The following is a 20,117-nucleotide window of genomic DNA, read 5'->3' as shown; positions in this document are numbered from 1 at the left end:
CCTGCCGCCCTCTAGAAGAAACTCAAGCCGACGTGGAACAGCTTCTCCACATCGCGAATATGCTTTTTATCCACAACGAACAGGATCACATGGTCGCCCGACTCGATCAGCGTGTCGTCGTGGGCGATCAGCACCTCGTCCTCGCGGATGATCGCGCCGATGGTGGTGCCCGGCGGCAGGGCGATATCTTCGATGGCCTTGCCCACCACCTTGCTCGACTTCGCATCACCGTGCGCCACCGCCTCGATGGCTTCGGCCGCACCGCGGCGCAGCGAGTGCACGCTGACGATATCGCCACGGCGCACGTGGGCCAGCAGGGTGCCGATGGTGGCCAGCTGCGGGCTGATGGCGATGTCAATCTCGCCGCCCTGCACCAGGTCGACGTAGGCCGGGTTATTGATGATGGTCATCACTTTGCGCGCGCCCAGGCGTTTGGCCAGCAGCGAGGACATGATGTTGGCCTCGTCGTCGTTGGTCAGGGCCAGGAAGATGTCGGCGTCGGCGATGTTCTCTTCGAGCATCAGGTCCTTGTCCGAGGCGCTGCCCTGCAGCACCACGGTGCTTTCCAGGGTGTCGGAGAGCTGGCGGCAGCGGGCCGGGTTCATCTCGATGATCTTCACCTGGTAGCGGCTTTCGATGGCCTCGGCCAGGCGCTCGCCGATCTGCCCGCCACCGGCGATGACCACGCGCTTGTTGGTCTCGTCGATGCGCCTCAGCTCGCCCATCACCGCGCGGATGTCCTTCTTCGCGGCAATGAAGAACACCTCGTCGTCGGCTTCGATCACCGTGTCGCCACGCGGTGTGATCGGCCGGTCGCGGCGGAAGATCGCCGCCACGCGGGTGTCGACGTTGGGCATGTGGGCGCGGATCTGGCGCAGTTGCTGGCCTACCAGCGGGCCGCCGTAGTAGGCCTTGACCGCCACCAGCTGGGCCTTGCCCTCGGCGAAGTCGATCACCTGCAGCGAGCCTGGGTGCTCGATCAGGCGCTTGATGTAGTTGGTCACCACTTGCTCGGGGCTGATCAGCACATCGACCGGGATATGGTCGTTGTCGAACAGCTCCTCGCGGCTGAGGTAGGACGATTCGCGCACCCGGGCGATCTTGGTCGGGGTGTGGAACAGCGAATAGGCCACCTGGCAGGCGACCATGTTGGTTTCATCGCTGTTGGTCACTGCCACCAGCATGTCGGCATCGTCGGCGCCGGCCTGGCGCAGCACCGTCGGCAGCGAACCGCGGCCTTGCACGGTGCGGATGTCCAGGCGGTCGCCGAGGTCGCGCAGGCGGTCGCCGTCGGTGTCGACCACGGTGATGTCGTTGGCTTCGCTGGCCAGGTGCTCGGCCAGCGTGCCGCCGACCTGCCCTGCACCCAGGATGATGATCTTCATCCGCTACTCCCTACCCTTTCTTGTTCTTACCCGCGCGAGGCGGCGATCTTGATCAGCTTGGCATAGTAGAAGCCGTCGTGGCCGCCTTCGCGGGCCAGCAACTGGCGGCCGTGGGGCTGGCGCAGGCCGGCTTCGGTGGCCAGGTCCAGCTCGCGGGCACCGGGGGTGCGGGCAAGGAAGGCGTTGATCACTTCGGTGTTCTCGGTGGGCAGGCTGGAGCAGGTGGCATACAGCAGCATGCCGCCCACCTCGAGCGTTGGCCACAGGGCATCGAGCAGCTCGCCTTGCAGCGCGGCCAGGGCCGGGATGTCCTCGGCCTGGCGGGTCAGCTTGATGTCCGGGTGGCGGCGGATCACCCCGGTGGCCGAGCACGGCGCGTCGAGCAGGATGCGCTGGAAGGCTTTGCCGTCCCACCAGCTGGCGGTGTCGCGGGCGTCGCAGGCGATCAGCTCGGCATCCAGCTTGAGGCGGTCGAGGTTTTCTCGCACGCGGGCCAGGCGCTTGGCTTCGAGGTCGATGGCGACCATGTGGGCAAGGCCCGGCTCTGCTTCAAGCAGGTGGCAGGTTTTGCCGCCCGGGGCGCAGCAGGCGTCCAGCACGCGCTGGCCGGGGGCCAGTTCCAGCAGGTCGGCCGACAGCTGCGCGGCTTCGTCCTGCACGCTAACCCAGCCTTCGGCGAAGCCCGGCAGGCCGCGCACGTCGCAGGCTTCGGCCAGCACGATGCCGTCACGGCTGAATTCGCAGGCGTTGGCCTGGAAGCCGGCCTCGGCCAGCAGCGCCAGGTAGGCATCGCGGCTGTGGTGGCGGCGGTTAACCCGCAGGATCATCGGCGGGTGGGCGTTGTTGGCGGCGCAGATGGCTTCCCACTGCTCCGGCCAGAAGGCCTTGAGCGACTTCTGCAGCCAGCGCGGGTGGGCGGTGCGCACCACCGGGTCACGCTCCATGCCGGCCAGCAGCGCTTCGCCTTCGCGCTGGGCGCGGCGCAGCACGGCGTTGAGCAGGCCCTTGGCCCAGGGCTTTTTCAGCTTGTCGGCGCAGCCCACGGTTTCGCCGATGGCGGCATGCGCCGGAATGCGCGTGTAGAACAGCTGGTACAGGCCTACCAGCAGCAGCGCCTGTACGTCGGCGTCGGCGGCCTTGAACGGCTTTTGCAGCAACTGTGCGGCCAGCAGGTCCAGGCGCGGTTGCCAGCGGGCGGTGCCGAAGGCCAGGTCCTGGGTGAGGCCGCGGTCGCGCTCCTCGACCTTGTCCAGTTGCGCCGGCAACGAACTGTTCAGCGAGGCCTTGCCGCTGAGCACGGCGGCAAGGGCGCGGGCGGCGGCCAGGCGTGGGTTCATTGGCCAAGTACCTTGCCGCAGGCGAACTTCTCGCGGCGGCTGTTGAACAGGTCGCTGAAGTTAAGCGCCTTGCCGCCGGGCAGTTGCAGGCGGGTGAGGCTCAGCGCGCCTTCACCACAGGCGACCACCAGGCCGTCCTTGCTGGCGGACAGAATTTCACCGGGCGCGCCCTGGCCTGTGGACAAGTTGGCGGCCAGCACCTTCACGGTTTCGCCGTCCAGGGTGCTGTGGCACACCGGCCACGGGTTGAAGGCACGCATCAGGCGCTCCAGCTCCACAGCCGGACGGCTCCAGTCGATGCGCGCCTCGTCCTTGTTCAGCTTGTGGGCATAGGTGGCCAGGGCATCGTCCTGCACTTCACCTTGCAGCGAACCGTCGGCCAGGCCGGCGATGGCCTGCACCACGGCCGGCGGGCCCATTTCGGCGAGGCGGTCATGCAGGCTGCCGCCGGTGTCGTCGGCGCTGATCGGGGTGACCACCTTGAGCAGCATGGGGCCGGTGTCCAGGCCCGCTTCCATGCGCATCACGGTCACGCCGCTTTCGGCATCACCGGCCTCGACGGCGCGCTGGATCGGCGCCGCACCGCGCCAGCGCGGCAGCAGGGAGGCGTGGCTGTTGATACAACCCAGGCGCGGGATATCCAGCACCACCTGCGGCAGGATCAGGCCGTAGGCGACCACTACCATCAGGTCGGGCTTGAGCGCAGCGAGCTCGGCCTGGGCGTCGGCGTTGCGCAGGGTCTGCGGCTGGTACACCGGGATGTCGTGGGCCACGGCCAGCGCCTTGACCGCGCTGGGCATGAGCTTCTGGCCACGGCCGGCGGGGCGGTCGGGCTGGGTGTAGACGGCCACGATCTCGTACGGGCTGTCGAGCAGGGCCTTGAGGTGTTCGGCGGCAAACTCTGGAGTGCCTGCAAAGACGATGCGCATGGAGTTCTCGCTGCAAAAAAGAAAAAGGCTTGCCGGAGCAAGCCTTTGGGAGGTGGCGATCAGGCTTGCTGGCGGTGCTGCTTTTCCAGCTTTTTCTTGATCCGGTCGCGTTTGAGCTGGGACAGGTAGTCGACGAACAGCTTGCCGTTCAGGTGATCGAACTCGTGCTGCACGCACACCGCCAGCAGGCCTTCGCATTCCAGCTCGTAGGGCTTGCCGTCGCGGTCCTGGGCCTTGACCCGCACACGCAGCGGGCGGTCGACGTTCTCGTAGAAGCCGGGTACCGACAGGCAGCCTTCCTGGTACTGGCCCATGTCGTGGGTCAGCTCTTCGACGCTGGGGTTGATGAAGACCCGCGGCTCGCTGCGGTCTTCGCTCAGGTCCATTACCACCACCTGCTGGTGCACGTTCACCTGGGTGGCGGCAAGGCCGATGCCCGGGGCCTCGTACATGGTCTCGAACATGTCGTCGATCAGTTGGCGCAGGGCGTCGTCAAAGACCGTTACCGGTTTGGCAATGGTGCGCAGGCGCGGGTCTGGGAATTCGAGGATGTTCAAGATGGCCATAGGGGTCAGGCAGTCACTGTGCGGTCGGTTGAAAACTGAGCACACATAATAAAGGGAAAAGGTTGGCAAGGCACCTGCGAAAGCTCGGCTAGGGTGTGAAAGGGCGCTTTATAGCGCAATTGATGGACAGCTTTTCAAAGCGTTATCAACACAGTTATCCACAGGTTGTGCCACGCCGATGGCCCCCTTCTGATCAAGGATGATCCCTATGAGTATTTTCCATTCGTCGCCTTGCTCGCCCGCCGAACTGGAAGCGCGATTGCGTCTGCATCGCCTTCCGGACACCGGCCTGAGGCGCTTTCACACCCTTATCGAAGCCTTCGGCAGCGCCTCTTCGGCGCTCAGCGCGCCAGCCAGTGCGTGGCGTGCGCTGGGTATACCGGCAGCCAGTATAGACGCCCGGCGCAGCCCGCAAGTGCGTGACGGTGCAGCGGCTGCAATGGCCTGGCTAGAGGGGCCGGGCCAGCATTTACTGATGTGGGACAGCCCTGGCTACCCGGCGCTGCTGGCAGAAATCGACGACCCGCCGCCGCTGCTGTTCGTCGCCGGCGACCCCGCCCTGCTAGACCAGCCGCAGCTGGCCATCGTGGGTAGCAGGCGTGCTTCACCCCCGGCACTGGATACTGCCGGCGGGTTCGCCCGCAGTCTTTCGCAGGCAGGTTTCACCATCACCAGCGGGCTGGCTTTAGGCGTTGACGGTGCCGCTCATCGGGCTGCACTGAAGGCTGGCGGGCAGACCATCGGGGTGCTCGGCACGGGCCTGCAAAAACTTTATCCACAGCGCCACCGCGAGCTCGCCAGGCAGATGCTCGACAGCGGCAGCGCGCTGGTCTCTGAGTACCCGCTCGATGCTGGCCCCCTGCCCGGCAACTTTCCGCGGCGCAACCGCATCATCAGCGGCATGTCGCTGTGTGTGCTGGTGGTCGAGGCGAGCCTGGCCAGCGGTTCGTTGATCACCGCCCGCCTGGCCGCCGAGCAGGGGCGTGAGGTTTACGCGATCCCGGGCTCGATCCACCACCCCGGGGCCAAGGGCTGTCACCAGCTGATTCGTGATGGTGCGCTGCTGGTGGAAAGCGTCGGGCAGATTCTCGAAACCCTGCGCGGCTGGCAAAACCTGCCGCCTGCCGCTGTGGATAAACCCGCCCATCCGTTGCTCGCCCTGCTGCATGCTGCGCCGCAAACCAGCGAGGGCCTGGCCCACAGCAGCGGCCAGCCGCTGGCCCAGGTGCTGGCCAGCCTCACCGAACTGGAGCTCGAAGGCCGGGTCAGCAGTGAAGGCGGGCGTTGGTTTGCCCGGGCGGGCTAAGTACACTGCGCGCACGGTGTTTAGATGCGGAGAGACGCAAAATGGTGAGCAGTTTTCGTGTGCAACAAGCCGCACGTGAGATCCGGGCGGGCGCGGTCATCGCCTACCCGACGGAAGCGGTCTGGGGCCTGGGCTGCGACCCGTGGAACGAGGACGCGGTGTACCGCCTGCTGGCGCTCAAGTCGCGGCCTGTGGATAAAGGCCTGATCCTGATCGCCGACAACATTCGCCAGTTCGATTTTTTGTTCGAGGATTTCCCCCAGGACTGGATCGACCGCATGAGCGCCACCTGGCCAGGCCCCAACACCTGGCTGGTGCCGCATCAGGACCTGCTGCCCGAGTGGGTGACCGGCCAGCACGACACCGTGGCGCTGCGGGTCAGCGATCACCCGCAGGTGCGCGAGCTGTGCGCGCTGGTGGGGCCGCTGATCTCAACCTCGTGCAACCCGGGCGGGCGCCCGGCGGCCAAGAGCCGGTTGCGGGTGGAGCAGTATTTTCATGGTGAGTTGGACATGGTGCTGGGCGGGGCACTGGGGGGGCGCAAGAACCCTAGCTTGATCCGCAACCTGGCCACGGGTGAGATCGTTCGGCCGGGATAGTTATTGCTGTTCACTAAGAGCCCCTTCAACCTTCCTGAGGGGCTTTTGTGTTGATCTACGCCCCCAAAGCCTTATCCGGCATGTTCATGCGAAATGCCCTACCTGGCTTGATGAATGCATCACGTTTTCCTTCAGGTTCCTCTTATTTACCCTTTTCGGGCTTGGTGCAGTGCTCCATGCGGGCCGGTATCAAGTACACCGACAGCGGGTCATTGAGGTTTGTACGTGACTTTGTACAATGTTCGCATAGCTCTCCTTTGTAATCCTGGAAGGATTGAACCAATGCATGTACTGACTTTCAGCCAGGCCCGCGCCGATCTGAAGCAAACGATGGATGACGTATGCCGGGATCACGAGCCGGCCATCATCACCCGCCAGCGAGGTGAACCCGTGGTCATGCTGTCCCTCGAGGACTACAACGGGATGCAGGAGACTCTCTATCTGCTGGGGTCCTCCGCTAACGCCAAGCGCTTGCGTGCGTCTATCGAACAGCTGCGGTCGGGTAAGCCTGCTACCCATGAGCTGAAAATCGATGAACATGAAGTCAAAGCAACGCAACAAGACTGAGGCCCGGGGTTCAGTGCGTGTTGCGTTCACCACGCAGGGGTGGGAGGACTACCATCATTGGCGGGAAAGTGATCCGCCGATCTTCGAGGCAATTAACCTGCTCATTTGCGAATGTTGCCGTACGCCCTTCAGAGGCATTGGCAAGCCTGAGCCTCTGAAGGGAGATTTATCGGGGTTCTGGTCGCGTCGCATTACCAGGGAGCATCGATTGGTTTATTTCTATGAAGGCGGGCAACTGACTGTCCTTCAGTGCCGCTTCCACTACGACTGAGTAACGCTCAAGGCAAAAGCACGGTAGACCCCACGGTCCGCCGCGCCGAAAGCTCACTTTGCGCCTTGGCCGCCTCGCTCAGCGGGTAGCGCTGCTGGATATCCACCACCAGCTTGCCGCTGGCGATCATGGCGAACAGGTCATCAGCCATGGCCTGGGTGTTCTCGGCATTGTTGGCGTAGGTCGCAAGGGTTGGCCGGGTGACGTACAGCGAGCCCTTCTGCGCCAGGATGCCCAGGTTCACCCCGCTCACAGCTCCCGAGGCATTGCCGAAGCTCACCATCAATCCGCGCGGTTTGAGGCAATCCAGCGAAGTCAGCCAGGTATCGGCGCCGACGCCGTCATACACCACCGGGCATTTCTGACCGTCGGTCAGTTCCAGCACGCGCTTGGCCACATCTTCATGGCTGTAGTCGATGGTCGCCCAGGCGCCGAGGGCTTTGGCCCGCTCGGCCTTATCGGCAGAGCTGACCGTGCCGATCAGCTTGGCGCCCAAGGCTTTGGCCCATTGGCAGGCCAGCGAGCCCACGCCACCGGCGGCAGCATGGAACAGGATGAAGTCGCCTGGCTGCACGGCGTAGGTCTGCTTGAGCAGGTACTGGGTGGTCAGGCCCTTGAGCATCACGGCTGCCGCCTGTTCGAAGCTGATGCTGTCGGGCAGCTTGACCAGGTTGGCCTCGGGCAGCGTGTGCACTTCGCTGTAGGCACCCAGCGGGCCGCCGGCGTGGGCCACGCGGTCGCCGACCTTCAGCCGGGTGACGCCCTCGCCCACCGCCTCGACCACGCCGGCCGCCTCGGTGCCTAGCCCGGAAGGCAGCGCAGGCGGTGCATACAGCCCGCTGCGAAAGTAGGTGTCGATGAAATTCAGGCCGATCGCATGGTTGCGCACGCGCACCTGCTGCGGGCCGGGCGGGGCCGGGTCGAACTCGACTAGTTGCAGGACTTCCGGGCCGCCATGCTGGCTGAACTGGATACGCTTGGCCATCACACACTCCTGTCGTCGTGGATGCAAAGGGCCTTCTATCGGACGCCTTTGCTTGATCGCCGTCAACTGCGGCGCGGGGTTTGCCGGTGGTATGCTACGCGGCGAATTTTACCCGCTCCTTCCAGGTGACCCGATGACCAGCCGCACCGAGGCCGTGAAAGCCTACCTGCTCGACCTGCAAGACCGCATCTGCACTGCCCTCGAGAACGAAGACGGCGGCGCCCGCTTCGTCGAGGATGCCTGGGTGCGCGAAGCCGGTGGCGGGGGCCGCACGCGGGTGATCGGTGAAGGCAAGGTGATCGAGAAGGGCGGCGTCAACTTCAGCCACGTGTTCGGCAGCGGGCTGCCACCTTCGGCCAGTGCCCACCGCCCGGAGCTGGCGGGCCGTGGCTTCGAGGCCCTGGGCGTGTCGCTGGTGATCCACCCGCACAACCCGCATGTGCCCACCTCCCACGCCAACGTGCGGTTTTTCATCGCCGAAAAAGAAGGCGAAGAGGCGGTGTGGTGGTTCGGCGGCGGTTTCGACCTGACCCCCTACTACGGCGTTGAAGAAGACTGCGTGCACTGGCACCGGGTGGCCGAGCAGGCCTGCGCGCCGTTCGGCGCCGACGTGTACCCGCGCTACAAGGCCTGGTGCGACCGCTACTTCCACCTCAAGCACCGTGGCGAGCCGCGTGGCATCGGCGGTTTGTTCTTCGACGACTTGAACGAGTGGGACTTCGACACCTGCTTTGCCTTCATTCGCGCCATCGGCGATGCCTATGTCAACGCCTACCTGCCGATCATCCAGCGCCGCAAGAACACCCCGTACACCGCCCAGCAGCGCGAATTCCAGGAATACCGCCGTGGCCGTTACGTGGAGTTCAACCTGGTCTACGACCGTGGGACCCTGTTCGGCCTGCAATCGGGCGGGCGCACCGAGTCGATCCTCATGTCGCTGCCGCCGCAGGTGCGTTGGGGCTATGACTGGAAGGCAGCGCCCGGCAGCGAGGAAGCACGCCTGACCGAGTACTTCCTGCAGGACCGCGACTGGCTCGGCCAGTAAGCCTGTGGATAAACAAGGAGCCGCCATGGACCAGTACGTCGTTTTCGGTAACCCCATCGGCCACAGCAAGTCGCCGCTGATTCACCGCCTGTTCGCCGACCAGACCGGCCAGAGCCTGGAGTACGCCACCCTGCTGGCGCCGCTGGATGACTTCAGCGACTGCGCCCGGGGTTTCTTCAAGCAAGGCAGCGGTGCCAACGTTACCGTGCCGTTCAAGGAAGAGGCCTACCGCCTGTGCGACAGCCTCACCCCGCGGGCGCAACGGGCGGGCGCGGTGAACACCCTGAGCAAGCTGGCCGATGGCACGCTGCAGGGCGACAACACCGACGGTGCCGGGTTGGTGCGTGACCTCACGGTGAACGCCGGGGTAACCCTTGCCGGCAAGCGCATCCTTGTTTTAGGCGCCGGTGGCGCGGTGCGCGGTGTGCTGGAGCCGATCCTGGCGCACCGCCCGCAATCGCTGGTGATCGCCAACCGCACGGTGGAAAAGGCCGAGCAGCTGGCCCGCGAATTCGATGAACTGGGCCCGGTGGTGGCCAGCGGTTTTGCCTGGTTGCAGGAGCCGGTGGACGTGATCATCAACGCCACCTCGGCGAGCCTGTCGGGCGAGCTGCCGCCGATTGCCGACAGCCTGGTCGAGGCCGGGCGCACGGTGTGCTACGACATGATGTATGGCAAGGAGCCGACGCCGTTCTGCCAGTGGGCAAGCAAGCTGGGCGCGGCCAAGGTGCTGGATGGGTTGGGGATGCTGGCCGAGCAGGCGGCGGAAGCCTTCTTCATCTGGCGTGGGGTACGGCCTGAGACCGGGCCGGTGCTGGACGAGCTGCGCCGGCAACTTGCTAGGGGCTGATATCGACGGGGCCGCTTTTGCGGCCTTTCGCGGCACAAGGCCGCTCCTACAGAGGACCGCGTCAGCAGGTATTACGCGCTCTCTGTAGGAGCGGCCTTGTGCCGCGAAAGGGCTGCGAAGCAGCCCCAGGATCCCGACCTCACTCCTCAAACCGGATCGGGCACCCCTGCACCCCCTCCAGCTTCTGCAACTCCTCCACCACCTGGGGCCTGGCCCGCTGCAACGTCAGGCTGCCGCCCGCTCGCAGCAACCGCCGCGCCTCACGGTGCAACATATCCACACCCGAATAATCGATGAAGTTCACCTGCCGCGCATCGATCACTACATGCGGCCCCTGGCAGCGCTGCAAACGCACCTGCAGGTAGTGCGCCGCCCCGAAGAAGATCGACCCGCCCACCCGCAGCACGTCCGCCTGCCCTTCCCGGCTTTGCTGCACTCGCGGGCGCGACGTGCGCTTGAGGTAGAAGAACAGCGACGCCAGCACCCCGGCGTAGATTGCGGTTTGCAACTCCAGCAGCAGCGTCGCGGCGGCGGTCAGCGCCATCACCAGGAACTCCGAACGGCTGACCCGGAACAGCGCGCGGATGCCGCGGTGGTCCACCAGCCCCCAGCAGATCAGCAAAATGCTGCCAGCCATGGCCGGGATCGGCAGCTGTGCGATCAGCCCGGCACCGGTCACGGCGAACAGCGCCACCCACAGCGCCGAAAACACCCCGGCCATGGGCGAACGCGCGCCGGCCTCGAAGCTCAGGCCCGAGCGGGTGAAGGACCCGGCTGACAGGTAGCCGGAGAAAAACGCCCCGCCGATGTTCGACAGGCCCTGGGCGCGGATCTCCTGGTCAGGGTCGATCAACTGCTCCGAACGTGCCGACAACGAGCGGGCAATCGACAGGCTGGTCACCAGCCCCAGCATGCCCACCGCCACGGCGCTGGGCAGCAGGCGCAGTATCAGTTCCACATCCAGCAACGGCAGCGGGCTGAAGGGCGGCAGTTGCCCGCTGAACGCAGCCACCCGGGGCACATGGCCGAAGTAGCCCGGCAGCAGCCAGGCCACCAGGCTGACCAACAGCAGGCTTGTCAACAGGCTTGGCCAGCGGGGGCGCACAAGCTTGAGGGCCACGCCGAGCATGACGGTGGCCAGGCCCAGGGCCAGCGACGGCAGGTCCAGTTCACCTGCATGCCCGGCCAGGTCTTGCACGGTCTTCAATGCTGTAGCCTGGCTCGGCAAGTCCAGCCCCATGAGGTTGGGCAACTGGCCCAGGGCGATGACGATGGCGGCGCCGAGGGTGAAGCCCAGCACCACCGAATGGGAGACGAAATTCACCAGCGCGCCGAAGCGCAGCAGCCCGAGCAACAGCTGGAAGATGCCGCCAAGGAAGGTCAGCAGCAGCACCAGGGTTACGTAGTCGGCGCTGCCGGCCACCGCCAGCGGGCTGATGCTGGCGTAGAGCACGATGGAAATGGCTGCGGTGGGCCCGCAGATCAGGTGCCAGGACGAGCCCCACAGGCAGGCGATGAGCACTGGCACGACGGCGGCGTACAGGCCGTACTCGGCGGGCAGGCCGGCGATCAGGGCGTAGGCGATGGATTGCGGCAAGGCCAGGATGGCGCCGCTCAGGCCCACCAGTAGGTCTTGGCGCAGGCTGCGGCCCGATTGGCGCGGTAGCCAGGCCAGGAAGGGCAGCAGGTGGTGAAGAGGGGGCATGCATCGTTCCTGTTCAGTATCGCAGGCGAGGGCTTTGCCCTCGTTTCGCGGCACGAGGCCGCTCCTACAGGGTAACGCGCACTCTTGTAGGAGCGGCCTTGTGCCGCGAAAGGGCCGCCAAGCGGCCCCAGCAGCCTATCAGACGGAACTCATAGCTTGGATTTGACCGCGTCGGCAGCATCGCCACCTGCTTTGGTCGTCACCCCCGCCAACCAGCCATCCAGCAGTTCAGGGTGGGTCTTCACCCACGCCTTGGCCGCATCATCGAAGCTCACCTTCTTATCCACAACCTCGGCCATGATGCTGTTCTCCATCTCCAGCGAGAACTCAAGGTTGCTCAAAAGCTTCGCCGCATTCGGGCAGGCCTGTGCATAACCCTTGCGGGTCAGCGTAAACACGTCACCCTTGCTGCCGAACCATTTCTCGCCGCCGGTGAGGTAATGCATCTTCAGCTTCACGTTCATCGGGTGCGGGGTCCAGCCGAGGAAGGTGATGAACTGCTGTTTCTTCACCGCCCGGTCCACCTGGGCCAGCATCGCCTGCTCGCTGGACTCGACCAGCTTCCATTGGCCGAGTTCGAATTCGTTCTTGTCGATGATCTCTTTCAGCGACAGGTTGGCCGGCGCGCCGGAGCCGATGCCATAGAGCTTTTTGTCGAACTGGTCGGCATGCTTTTGCAAATCGGCGAAGTCTTTTACCCCTGCGTTCCAAACATAGTCGGGCACTGCCAGGGTGAACTCGGTGCCTTCGAGGTTGCGTGCCAGCTGCTGTACATCGCCGTTGGCGATGAACTTGTCATGGAAGCCCTGCTGCGCTGGCATCCAGTTGCCGAGGAAGGCATCCACCCGGCCGTCCTTCAGGCCCCCGAAGATGATCGGCACGGCCAGGTTGTCGATCTTCACCTGGTAACCCAGGCTTTCCAGCAGCAGCCGGGCCACGGCGTTGGTACTGGCGATATCGCTCCAGCCGGGGTCGGCCATCTTCACGGTGCTGCATTGCGCGTCGCTGTCGGCGGCGTGTGCCGTGCCCAGGCTCAGGGCCAGGGCGAACACGGCGGTGGAGAACTTCTGCATGGCGGCCTCTCTTCTCAATCCATGGGTGCGGGCTGTGGATAACGTGCCTTGCGCTCGAGGTCATCGAGATCGATATGGTTGCGCATGTACTGTTGGCTGGCGTCCACCAGCGGTTGGTGGTCCCAGCTTTTCAGCTTGCCGATGGCCAGTGCCTCGGCCACCAGGCGGCGCCGACGCTGGCTGGCCAGCACCTGCTGGCGCAGCGCAGGGATGTCCCAGCGTTGCCTGGCCTCATCGACAAATGCCTGCAGCAGCGCCTGGTGGTCCGGGCTGCCGGTGAGGTTCTCCCGCTCGTGCGGGTCGCGGCTCAGGTCGAAGAGTAGCCATGGGTCGTCCTCGCTGTACACGAACTTGTACGGGCCACGGCGAATCATCATCAGCGGGCCGACCGTGCCTTCGGCCAGGTACTCGCCGATCACCTCGTCATGCCCGCCCTGCCCTTGCAGGTGGCCAAGCAGCGAGCGGCCGTCCAGATGCAGCTGGTTATCCACAGCCCCGCCGGCCAGCTCGACCAGGGTGGGCAGCAGGTCGCAGGTGGACACGCAGGCTTGAACCCGCGCGGCCTTGAAGCGTTTGGGCGCATGCACCAGCAGCGGCACCCGGGCCGACATCTCGAACCAGTGCATCTTGTACCAGAGCCCGCGCTCGCCAAGCATGTCGCCGTGGTCGCCGGAGAACACGATCAGCGTATCGTCGGCCAGGCCGCACTCTTCCAGCGTTTGCAGCAGCTGGCCGATGTTGTCGTCGATGTAGCTGCAGGCGCCGAAGTAGGCGCGGCGGGCGTCGCGAATCTTGTCCACAGGCAGCGGTTTGTCCCACAGGTCGTAGACCTTGAGCAGGCGTTGCGAGTGCGGGTCGAGTTCGTGCTGGGCGTACTCGGCGCGGGGCATGGGGATATCCACAGCCTCGTAACGGTCCCAGTAGCGCTTGGGGATGGTGTAGGGGTCGTGGGGGTGGGTCATCGACACGGTCAGGCAGAACGGCCGGCCATCGCCTTCGCGCACATGGTCGTAGAGGTACTGGCGGGCCTTGAACACCACTTCCTCGTCGAAATCCAGCTGGTTGGTGCGCACGCAGGGCCCGGCCTGCAGCACCGAGGACATGTTGTGGTACCAGCTCGGGCGCACATCCGGTTCATCCCAGTTCACCGCCCAGCCGTAATCGGCCGGGTAGATGTCGCTGGTCAGGCGTTCTTCATAGCCGTGCAACTGGTCCGGGCCGCAGAAGTGCATCTTGCCCGACAGCGCCGTGCGGTAGCCGAGGCGGCGCAGGTAGTGGGCGTAGGTGGGCACGTCGGCGGGGAAGTCCGCCGCGTTGTCAAAGGCACCGATGCGGCTGGGCAGTTGGCCGCTGACCAGGGTGAAGCGCGACGGCGCACACAGCGGGCTGTTGCAGTAGGCCGCGTCGAACACCACGGCCTGCTCGGCCAGGCGGCTCAGGTGGGTCATGAGGATCGGCGAGGGGCCGTAGATCGGCAGCAGGGGCGCGGCCATCTGGTCGGCCATGATGAACAGGATATTCGGACGAGGCATGCTGGCTTCCATCTTGTAGGGTTATGCGAACCGCTTGCCTATCAAGATGCGACTGTGGATAACATGGGTAAAGCCCATGCCGGGCAATGACTGGGATTAGCCAAGCTTATGTTTGAACACCTTGCCGCGCTGTCGCTGGATACCCTACGGGTGTTCGAGGCCGCCGCCCGCCTGCGCAGCTTTACCGCCGCTGCCGTGGAGCTGGGCACCACCCAGCCTGCGGTGAGCCAGCAGGTCAAGCGCCTGGAGGCGCAGCTGGGCACGCGGTTGTTCGACCGCATCTACCGCGGTATCGAGCTGACCGAGGCTGGCCAGCTGTTGTTCGAGCAAGTGCACCAGGGGCTGCAGGCCATGGAAGACGGTATTGCCCAAGCCAGCGGCCGCGGCCAGCGCGAGGTGCTGCAGGTGGCCACCGACTTTGCCTTTGCCGCGTTCTGGCTGATGCCGCGCTTGCAGCGTTTTCATGAAGCTTATCCACAGGTGGACGTGAGCCTGGTGACCGGTGAGCGCAGCCAGGCCATGTTGCGCCCGGACATCGATGTGGCGGTGCTGTTCGGTGACGGGCGCTTTCACCAGGGTGAGAGCCGCTGGCTGTTCGACGAGGAAGTGTTTCCGGTGTGCAGCCCACGGCTGACCCATGGCAAACCCTTGTCAGCCGTGGCTTTGCAACGTTTGCCGTTGCTTCATTTGCGCGGTGAGCAGGCCAGCCGCTGGTTCGACTGGGCGGGGGTATTTCGTGGCTTCGGCGTGGACAGCCCGCCGCCGGCCGGGCAGCTGCGTTTTGACAACTACACCCTGCTGATTCAAGCGGCGATTGCCGGGCAAGGAGTGGCGATCGGCTGGGGGCACCTGGTGGACGGGCTGGTGGAGCAAGGGTTGTTGTGCCGGCCGCTGGAAGGGAGTTTGCGTTCCAAGCGCGGGTATTACGCGGTGCTGCCGCCGCGCAAACGGCGTGGGGCGCTGATCGAGCGGTTCGTCGATTGGCTGGAGCAGGAGCGTAGCCTGTGACCCCGCGATGGCGCCCTAGGATACGAAGTTCACATGCTCGCCCTTGTGCAGCCCCAGCTCCAGCATATCGACCATCCCCGCCGCCACCCGCGCCAGGTGCCGCAACGGCCCGGCCAGCCCTGGCTCCTGTGTGCCTTCGATACTGCGAAAGTGCTCAATGCTCAACCCCGCCACCTCGTCCGGCGCGTTGATCACCGTCCACTGCAACCCGCTGCGCTGCAACCCATCGACGATGTGCTCCATGCACTCGCGCTGTTCACAGGCTGAGCCTTCGAGCCGCGCAAAATCCCCCACCAGCAACAGCCGGCGTATAGTCGTGCGCGCAAGCCCGGCCAGCAGCGCCTCGCTCATGCGCCGCTGCGCGGGCGGATCGCCCGGTGGCAGCAAGGCGATCACCGCCGAGCCACCGGCCACGCTCTGTTCGGCCTGGTCGGCGCTGCCCAGCCCGCCTATCTTCAAATGCAGGCCCGGGCGCGGGGCGTGGCGGTTGAGGTCGTCGACTATGGCCGTCACCTCGTGCTGGCGTGCCAGCAACTCGACGGTCAGGGCATTGCCCAGGCACCTTTCGGCACCGAGCAGGACCAGTTTCAACACTGGGGTTTCGGCATTTTTCACCGCATCACTCCCTTTGCAGGTGGGTGATGGTTGGACCGCATTCAGGAGTTATCGTGCAAAGGATCAAGGCTTACCACGCCCACGTGTACTACGACGCAAGCACCCTGGAACAGGCCAGGGCATTGTGCGAGGAAGCCACCCGGCTGTTTGGCGTGAGCATGGGGCGCATGCACCAGAAGCCTGTGGGGCCGCACCCGGACTGGAGCTGCCAGTTGGCCTTCGGGCCGGAACTGGTGGGGGTGGTGCTGCCGTGGCTGGCGCTGTATCGCAAGGGGCTGGTGGTGTTTTTGCACCCGCTGACCGGGGATGAGCTGGCCGATCACCGCGAACATGCGATCTGGATGGGGGCGGTGCGGCCGTTGGATCTGTCTGTGTTCTGCGAGTGAAACCGTAGGAGCGGGCCTGCCCCGCGATGGCGTCATTGAAACCATCGCGGGGCAAGCCCGCTCCCACAGGTCAGCCGCGGGCGCCGCGTACGCCTTCGGCCAGGGCCGAGCACAGGCTCAGTACGTCGTTCACGGCCTGGTCGGCATCTTTGGCCTGGGCGATCTTGTCGACCAGCGCCGAACCTACCACCACGCCATCGGCCAGGCGGGCGATGGCTGCGGCCTGCTCCGGGGTGCGGATGCCGAAGCCGACGCTGACCGGCAGGTCGGTGTGGCGGCGCAGGCGGGCGATAGCCTCGGTGACGTGTTCGGTGGTGGCCGAGCCGGCACCGGTCACACCGGCCACCGACACGTAGTAGACGAACCCGGAGCTGCGCTCCAGCACCCGCGGCAGGCGGGCGTCGTCGGTGGTCGGGGTGGTCAGGCGGATGAAGTCGATGCCAGCAGCCTGGGCCGGGGTGGCCAGCTCGGCGTCGTGCTCTGGCGGCAGGTCGACGATGATCAGGCCATCGACGCCGGCTTGCTGCGCTTCGGCGACGAACTTTTCCACGCCGAAACGGTGAATCGGGTTGTAGTAACCCATCAGCACGATCGGCGTGGTGTGGTTGTCCACCCGGAATTCGCGCACCATTTGCAGGGTTTTGGCCAGGGTCTGGCCGGCTTCCAGGGCGCGCAGGGTAGCCAGCTGGATGGCCACGCCGTCGGCCATCGGGTCGGTGAACGGCATGCCCAGCTCGATCACGTCGGCACCGGCGGCGGGCAGGCCCTTGAGCACGCGCAAGGAGGCGTCATAGCCAGGGTCGCCGGCGGTGACGAAGGTGACCAGGGCAGCGCGGCCTTCGGCTTTCAGTTCGGCGAAGCGTTGTTCGAGACGGCTCATGCCTGTTTCTCCTGGGCGGCCATGTGGTTCATCACGGTTTGCATGTCCTTGTCGCCTCGACCGGACAGGCAGATCACCATCAGGTGGTCCTTGGGCAGGGTCGGGGCGCGCTTGATCGCCTCGGCAAGGGCGTGGGAGCTTTCCAGCGCCGGGATGATGCCTTCGAGACGGCAGGTGGCGTGGAAGGCATCCAGCGCCTCGTCGTCGGTGATGCTGACGTATTCGACGCGCTTCACTTCGTGCAGGTAGGCGTGCTCCGGGCCGATGCCGGGGTAGTCCAGGCCTGCGGAAATCGAGTGGGCATCGGTGATCTGGCCGTCGTCGTCCTGCAGCAGGTAGGTGCGGTTGCCGTGCAGCACGCCCGGTACGCCGCCGTTCAGGCTGGCGGCGTGCTTGTCGGTGTGCACGCCGTGGCCGCCGGCTTCGACGCCGATGATCTGCACGCTCGGCTCTTCAAGGAACTCATGGAACAGGCCCATGGCGTTGGAGCCGCCGCCGACGCAGGCGATCAGGCTGTCGGGCAGGCGCCCTTCCTTCTCCTGCAACTGGGCGCGGGTTTCCTTGCCGATGATCGACTGGAAGTCGCGGACCATGGCCGGGTACGGGTGCGGGCCGGCCACGGTACCGATCAGGTAGAAGGTGTCGTCGACGTTGGTGACCCAGTCGCGTAGCGCCTCGTTCATGGCGTCCTTCAGGGTGCCGGTGCCGGCAGTCACCGGGACGATCTCGGCGCCCAAGAGCTTCATGCGGAACACGTTGGCCTGTTGGCGCTCGATGTCGGTGGCGCCCATGTAGATCACACACGGCAGGCCGAAGCGCGCGGCCACGGTGGCGGTGGCCACGCCGTGCATGCCGGCGCCGGTTTCGGCGATCAGGCGCTTTTTGCCCATGCGCTTGGCCAGCAGCACCTGGCCGATACAGTTGTTCACCTTGTGCGCGCCGGTGTGGTTGAGCTCTTCACGCTTGAAGAAGATCTTCGCGCCGCCGCAGTGTTCGGTCAGGCGTTCGGCGAAGTACAGCGGGTTGGGGCGGCCGATGTAGTCGCGTTGGAAGTACGCCAGTTGCTCGAGGAACTCTGGGTCGGCCTTGGCGGCTTCGTATTCGCGGGCAAGGTCGAGCACCAGCGGCATCAAGGTTTCGGCCACGTAGCGGCCGCCGAACGAGCCGAACAGGCCGTTGGCGTCGGGGCCGGGGCGGTATTGGGACTGGGTCATGGGGCGCTCCATAGGCGGTTTAAGAGATTGGGACCGTGTTGGATTCTTCGCGGGCAAGCCCGCTCCCACAGGAGAGGTGGGATGCCGGTGCTGTAACCGAACCTGTGGGAGCGGGCTTGCCCGCGAAGAATCCAACACCGTCGATGCGCTTTACTCTAACTACCCAACGCCCTGCTGAAAACCGATAAGATTGCGCAAACCTGTCAGGAAAACTCACAAGTAAAATGGCCCAGGATCTCCCCCCGCTCAACGCCCTGCGCGCCTTCGAGGCCACCGCCCGGCTTAACAGCGTCAGCCAGGCGGCCGAAGCGCTGCACGTAACCCATGGCGCCGTCAGCCGGCAGATCAAGGTGCTTGAAGAACACCTGGGGGTGGCGCTGTTCGCCAAGGAGGGGCGTGGCGTCAAACTCACAGATGCCGGCGTGCGCCTGCGCGATGCCAGTTTCGAGGCCTTCGACCGCTTGCGCAGTGTCTGCGCCGAGCTTTCCCGCGATGCCGACGAGGCGCCGTTCGTGCTCGGCTGCTCCGGCAGCCTGCTGGCGCGCTGGTTCATTCCACGGCTCGGGCGCCTGAAGGCCGACCTGCCACAGTTGCGCCTGCACCTGTCTGCCGGTGAGGGCGACCTTGACCCGCGTCGCCCGGGGCTGGATGCGCTGTTGGTGTATGCAGAGCCCCCTTGGCCTGCAGACATGCAGGTGCATGTGCTTGCCGAAGAGCACATCGGCCCGGTAATGAGCCCGCTGTTCGAGGGGTACGATCGTTTGAAAGCCTCGCCAGCCGTGGCTTTGCTACGAGAGGCGGTGCTTCATACCACCTCGCGGCCACAGGCCTGGCCGACCTGGGCGCAGCAGCATGGGCTGGCGCCGCAAGCGCTGCAGTACGGGCAGGCGTTCGAGCACCTGTACTACCTGCTGGAAGCGGCGGTGGCGGGTTTGGGGGTCGCCATCGCGCCACAGCCTTTGGTGGCGGATGACCTGAAGGCCGGGCGGCTGGCCGCGCCGTGGGGCTTTTCCCCCACCCGCGCGGCCTTGGCCTTGTGGGTGCCGCGGCGCGCCGCCGACGGGCGCGCCGAGCAGCTGGCGCAGTGGCTGCGCCAAGAGCTGCAACAGCAGGCGGGTTAGTTGCGGCGGCACATCAGGTAGGCGGCCAACAGGCCCAGCGCGCCAACGGCAACGCCAGCAGTGGTCCACGGGTGTTCCTGGGCATAGTCGCGGGTGGCGATGCCGGTTTCGCGGGTGCGGGTCTTCACTTCCTCATAAGCATCGCTAAGCAGGCTGCGCGAGTGCTTGAGGGCGTTTTCGGCATTGCCGCGCAGCGCCTTCATGGTCTTGTGGGTTTCTTCCGAGGCATCGTGTTTGAGGTGTTCGAGGGTCTTGAGCAGGCTCTCGATCTCGGCTTCCATGCTTTCAAGCGACGCTTTGCGCAGCGAGTTGTGGGCCATGGTGACTCTCCTTCGCAGTGGGTTGGCTGTAAAAGGTGCGACTGCGCGGTGCGGCGAAAGTGCGATCGAACTTTCGCCCCAGGTGCCGGCTCGCAGGTAAACCAGGCCTGCGCTGCTAGGCTCAACGGACACTTCACGGTAAGGAGAGCACCCATGACTGACCATCACACCTACAAGAAGATCGAGCTGGTAGGGTCCTCGCCGACCAGCATCGAAGAGGCGATCAACAATGCCCTGGCCGAGGCCGGCAAGAGCATCAAGCACCTGGAATGGTTCGAAGTGGTCGATACCCGCGGGCATATCCGCGACAACAAGGCCGCGCATTTTCAGGTGACGCTGAAGGTGGGCTTCCGGATCGCCAACAGCTGATACCCGCCCGGGCTGGCTTTGCCCGTTGTGATGGGGTAGATAGATGCACAGGGC

At 65.3% G+C, this 20,117-nt stretch carries 22 protein-coding genes; 10 read left to right on the top strand and 12 right to left on the bottom strand.

What is annotated here, in order from left to right; translation table 11 throughout:
* Window positions 1–11 precede the first annotated feature (11 nt).
* The 4 genes from trkA to def are packed head-to-tail and all read right to left on the bottom strand — an operon-like array spanning window position 12 to window position 4,217.
* Window positions 12–1,385, bottom strand: a complete 1,374-nt coding sequence (gene trkA / locus KSS93_RS01860; protein WP_217886925.1) for a Trk system potassium transporter TrkA — start codon at window positions 1,383–1,385, stop codon at window positions 12–14.
* Window positions 1,386–1,411: 26 nt separating this feature from the next.
* Window positions 1,412–2,722, bottom strand: coding sequence for a 16S rRNA (cytosine(967)-C(5))-methyltransferase RsmB (rsmB, locus tag KSS93_RS01855; RefSeq protein WP_217886924.1), 1,311 nt, complete (start codon window positions 2,720–2,722; stop codon window positions 1,412–1,414).
* A complete protein-coding gene (gene fmt, locus KSS93_RS01850; protein ID WP_217886923.1) occupies window positions 2,719–3,651 on the bottom strand; it encodes a methionyl-tRNA formyltransferase in 933 nt (310 codons plus the stop codon). Before fmt ends, rsmB begins: the two co-directional genes overlap by 4 nt.
* A 59-nt stretch (window positions 3,652–3,710) precedes the next feature.
* Window positions 3,711–4,217, bottom strand: coding sequence for a peptide deformylase (gene def / locus KSS93_RS01845; RefSeq protein ID WP_038707094.1), 507 nt, complete (start codon window positions 4,215–4,217; stop codon window positions 3,711–3,713).
* Between the two features lie 208 nt (window positions 4,218–4,425).
* On the opposite strand from def, the gene dprA reads away from it, so the two are divergent.
* The 4 genes from dprA (at window position 4,426) to KSS93_RS01825 (ending at window position 6,960) form a co-directional block, all read left to right on the top strand.
* The gene (dprA, locus tag KSS93_RS01840; RefSeq protein ID WP_217886922.1) at window positions 4,426–5,523 is read left to right on the top strand and encodes a DNA-processing protein DprA; all 1,098 of its coding nucleotides are present in this window, start codon (window positions 4,426–4,428) and stop codon (window positions 5,521–5,523) included.
* Between the two features lie 41 nt (window positions 5,524–5,564).
* A complete protein-coding gene (gene tsaC, locus KSS93_RS01835) occupies window positions 5,565–6,122 on the top strand; it encodes an L-threonylcarbamoyladenylate synthase type 1 TsaC (protein ID WP_217841101.1) in 558 nt (185 codons plus the stop codon).
* 282 nt (window positions 6,123–6,404) lie between these two features.
* Complete coding sequence (locus KSS93_RS01830; protein ID WP_217886921.1) at window positions 6,405–6,689, top strand: type II toxin-antitoxin system Phd/YefM family antitoxin; 285 nt, start codon at window positions 6,405–6,407, stop codon at window positions 6,687–6,689.
* Window positions 6,655–6,960, top strand: coding sequence for a Txe/YoeB family addiction module toxin (locus KSS93_RS01825; protein ID WP_302474051.1), 306 nt, complete (start codon window positions 6,655–6,657; stop codon window positions 6,958–6,960). The genes KSS93_RS01830 and KSS93_RS01825 overlap by 35 nt, the downstream gene beginning before the upstream one ends.
* A 7-nt stretch (window positions 6,961–6,967) precedes the next feature.
* On the opposite strand, the gene KSS93_RS01820 is transcribed toward KSS93_RS01825, so the two are convergent.
* Complete coding sequence (locus tag KSS93_RS01820; protein WP_217886920.1) at window positions 6,968–7,945, bottom strand: NADPH:quinone reductase; 978 nt, start codon at window positions 7,943–7,945, stop codon at window positions 6,968–6,970.
* A 133-nt stretch (window positions 7,946–8,078) separates the two neighbouring features.
* Between KSS93_RS01820 and hemF the strand changes: the two genes are divergently transcribed.
* Together hemF and aroE are read left to right on the top strand one after the other, a co-directional pair.
* The gene (gene hemF / locus KSS93_RS01815) at window positions 8,079–8,990 is read left to right on the top strand and encodes an oxygen-dependent coproporphyrinogen oxidase (protein ID WP_217886919.1); all 912 of its coding nucleotides are present in this window, start codon (window positions 8,079–8,081) and stop codon (window positions 8,988–8,990) included.
* A gap of 25 nt (window positions 8,991–9,015) precedes the next feature.
* Window positions 9,016–9,840, top strand: a complete 825-nt coding sequence (gene aroE / locus KSS93_RS01810) for a shikimate dehydrogenase (protein ID WP_217886918.1) — start codon at window positions 9,016–9,018, stop codon at window positions 9,838–9,840.
* Between the two features lie 139 nt (window positions 9,841–9,979).
* Here the strand turns inward: aroE and KSS93_RS01805 are convergent, their stop codons facing one another.
* From KSS93_RS01805 to betC, 3 genes are all read right to left on the bottom strand, one after another.
* Window positions 9,980–11,545 carry a SulP family inorganic anion transporter gene (locus KSS93_RS01805; RefSeq protein WP_217886917.1) on the bottom strand — a complete coding sequence of 522 codons (1,566 nt, stop codon included), beginning with the start codon at window positions 11,543–11,545 and terminating at the stop codon, window positions 9,980–9,982.
* A gap of 149 nt (window positions 11,546–11,694) precedes the next feature.
* On the bottom strand, window positions 11,695–12,618 hold the full coding sequence (gene choX, locus KSS93_RS01800) for a choline ABC transporter substrate-binding protein (RefSeq protein ID WP_217886916.1): 924 nt from the start codon (window positions 12,616–12,618) through the stop codon (window positions 11,695–11,697).
* Between the two features lie 14 nt (window positions 12,619–12,632).
* Window positions 12,633–14,150: a choline-sulfatase gene (gene betC / locus KSS93_RS01795; protein ID WP_437182097.1), complete on the bottom strand. Its 1,518-nt coding sequence runs from the start codon at window positions 14,148–14,150 to the stop codon at window positions 12,633–12,635.
* Between the two features lie 108 nt (window positions 14,151–14,258).
* Between betC and KSS93_RS01790 the strand changes: the two genes are divergently transcribed.
* The gene (locus KSS93_RS01790; protein WP_217886914.1) at window positions 14,259–15,158 is read left to right on the top strand and encodes a choline sulfate utilization transcriptional regulator; all 900 of its coding nucleotides are present in this window, start codon (window positions 14,259–14,261) and stop codon (window positions 15,156–15,158) included.
* 15 nt (window positions 15,159–15,173) lie between these two features.
* Here the strand turns inward: KSS93_RS01790 and KSS93_RS01785 are convergent, their stop codons facing one another.
* Window positions 15,174–15,773: an NAD(P)H-binding protein gene (locus tag KSS93_RS01785; protein ID WP_217886913.1), complete on the bottom strand. Its 600-nt coding sequence runs from the start codon at window positions 15,771–15,773 to the stop codon at window positions 15,174–15,176.
* Between the two features lie 53 nt (window positions 15,774–15,826).
* On the opposite strand from KSS93_RS01785, the gene KSS93_RS01780 reads away from it, so the two are divergent.
* Window positions 15,827–16,159 (top strand): DOPA 4,5-dioxygenase family protein, encoded by a 333-nt coding sequence (locus KSS93_RS01780; RefSeq protein WP_217886912.1) that lies wholly within the window; start codon window positions 15,827–15,829, stop codon window positions 16,157–16,159.
* Between the two features lie 70 nt (window positions 16,160–16,229).
* On the opposite strand, the gene trpA is transcribed toward KSS93_RS01780, so the two are convergent.
* On the bottom strand, window positions 16,230–17,039 hold the full coding sequence (gene trpA / locus KSS93_RS01775) for a tryptophan synthase subunit alpha (RefSeq protein ID WP_217886911.1): 810 nt from the start codon (window positions 17,037–17,039) through the stop codon (window positions 16,230–16,232).
* Complete coding sequence (gene trpB / locus KSS93_RS01770; protein WP_217841112.1) at window positions 17,036–18,253, bottom strand: tryptophan synthase subunit beta; 1,218 nt, start codon at window positions 18,251–18,253, stop codon at window positions 17,036–17,038. The genes trpA and trpB overlap by 4 nt, the downstream gene beginning before the upstream one ends.
* 224 nt (window positions 18,254–18,477) lie before the next feature.
* Here trpB and KSS93_RS01765 point away from each other — a divergent pair, with 224 nt between their 5' ends.
* Window positions 18,478–19,374 carry a LysR family transcriptional regulator gene (locus KSS93_RS01765; RefSeq protein WP_217886910.1) on the top strand — a complete coding sequence of 299 codons (897 nt, stop codon included), beginning with the start codon at window positions 18,478–18,480 and terminating at the stop codon, window positions 19,372–19,374.
* On the opposite strand, the gene KSS93_RS01760 is transcribed toward KSS93_RS01765, so the two are convergent.
* Complete coding sequence (locus tag KSS93_RS01760) at window positions 19,371–19,694, bottom strand: ElaB/YgaM/YqjD family protein (protein WP_217886909.1); 324 nt, start codon at window positions 19,692–19,694, stop codon at window positions 19,371–19,373. The two genes, KSS93_RS01765 and KSS93_RS01760, sit on opposite strands and share 4 nt — an antisense overlap.
* A 153-nt stretch (window positions 19,695–19,847) precedes the next feature.
* Between KSS93_RS01760 and KSS93_RS01755 the strand changes: the two genes are divergently transcribed.
* The gene (locus tag KSS93_RS01755) at window positions 19,848–20,063 is read left to right on the top strand and encodes a dodecin (protein WP_003253076.1); all 216 of its coding nucleotides are present in this window, start codon (window positions 19,848–19,850) and stop codon (window positions 20,061–20,063) included.
* Window positions 20,064–20,117 lie beyond the last annotated feature (54 nt).

Origin of the sequence: Pseudomonas xanthosomatis (genome assembly GCF_019139835.1) — a bacterium.
In the GTDB taxonomy this organism is placed as follows: Bacteria; Pseudomonadota; Gammaproteobacteria; order Pseudomonadales; family Pseudomonadaceae; genus Aquipseudomonas; species Aquipseudomonas fakonensis.
This window is presented reverse-complemented; position numbering and strand designations above follow the sequence as displayed.

Bases quoted from the DNA above. Each gene is read 5' to 3' on its own strand.
- trkA (WP_217886925.1), bottom strand. From the start codon at position 1,385: ATGAAGATCATCATCCTGGGTGCAGGGCAGGTCGGCGGCACGCTGGCC.
- rsmB (WP_217886924.1), bottom strand. From the start codon at position 2,722: ATGAACCCACGCCTGGCCGCCGCCCGCGCCCTTGCCGCCGTGCTCAGC.
- fmt (WP_217886923.1), bottom strand. From the start codon at position 3,651: ATGCGCATCGTCTTTGCAGGCACTCCAGAGTTTGCCGCCGAACACCTC.
- def (WP_038707094.1), bottom strand. From the start codon at position 4,217: ATGGCCATCTTGAACATCCTCGAATTCCCAGACCCGCGCCTGCGCACC.
- dprA (WP_217886922.1), top strand. From the start codon at position 4,426: ATGAGTATTTTCCATTCGTCGCCTTGCTCGCCCGCCGAACTGGAAGCG.
- tsaC (WP_217841101.1), top strand. From the start codon at position 5,565: ATGGTGAGCAGTTTTCGTGTGCAACAAGCCGCACGTGAGATCCGGGCG.
- KSS93_RS01830 (WP_217886921.1), top strand. From the start codon at position 6,405: ATGCATGTACTGACTTTCAGCCAGGCCCGCGCCGATCTGAAGCAAACG.
- KSS93_RS01825 (WP_302474051.1), top strand. From the start codon at position 6,655: ATGAACATGAAGTCAAAGCAACGCAACAAGACTGAGGCCCGGGGTTCA.
- KSS93_RS01820 (WP_217886920.1), bottom strand. From the start codon at position 7,945: ATGGCCAAGCGTATCCAGTTCAGCCAGCATGGCGGCCCGGAAGTCCTG.
- hemF (WP_217886919.1), top strand. From the start codon at position 8,079: ATGACCAGCCGCACCGAGGCCGTGAAAGCCTACCTGCTCGACCTGCAA.
- aroE (WP_217886918.1), top strand. From the start codon at position 9,016: ATGGACCAGTACGTCGTTTTCGGTAACCCCATCGGCCACAGCAAGTCG.
- KSS93_RS01805 (WP_217886917.1), bottom strand. From the start codon at position 11,545: ATGCCCCCTCTTCACCACCTGCTGCCCTTCCTGGCCTGGCTACCGCGC.
- choX (WP_217886916.1), bottom strand. From the start codon at position 12,618: ATGCAGAAGTTCTCCACCGCCGTGTTCGCCCTGGCCCTGAGCCTGGGC.
- betC (WP_437182097.1), bottom strand. From the start codon at position 14,150: ATGCCTCGTCCGAATATCCTGTTCATCATGGCCGACCAGATGGCCGCG.
- KSS93_RS01790 (WP_217886914.1), top strand. From the start codon at position 14,259: ATGTTTGAACACCTTGCCGCGCTGTCGCTGGATACCCTACGGGTGTTC.
- trpA (WP_217886911.1), bottom strand. From the start codon at position 17,039: ATGAGCCGTCTCGAACAACGCTTCGCCGAACTGAAAGCCGAAGGCCGC.
- trpB (WP_217841112.1), bottom strand. From the start codon at position 18,253: ATGACCCAGTCCCAATACCGCCCCGGCCCCGACGCCAACGGCCTGTTC.
- KSS93_RS01765 (WP_217886910.1), top strand. From the start codon at position 18,478: ATGGCCCAGGATCTCCCCCCGCTCAACGCCCTGCGCGCCTTCGAGGCC.
- KSS93_RS01760 (WP_217886909.1), bottom strand. From the start codon at position 19,694: ATGGCCCACAACTCGCTGCGCAAAGCGTCGCTTGAAAGCATGGAAGCC.
- KSS93_RS01755 (WP_003253076.1), top strand. From the start codon at position 19,848: ATGACTGACCATCACACCTACAAGAAGATCGAGCTGGTAGGGTCCTCG.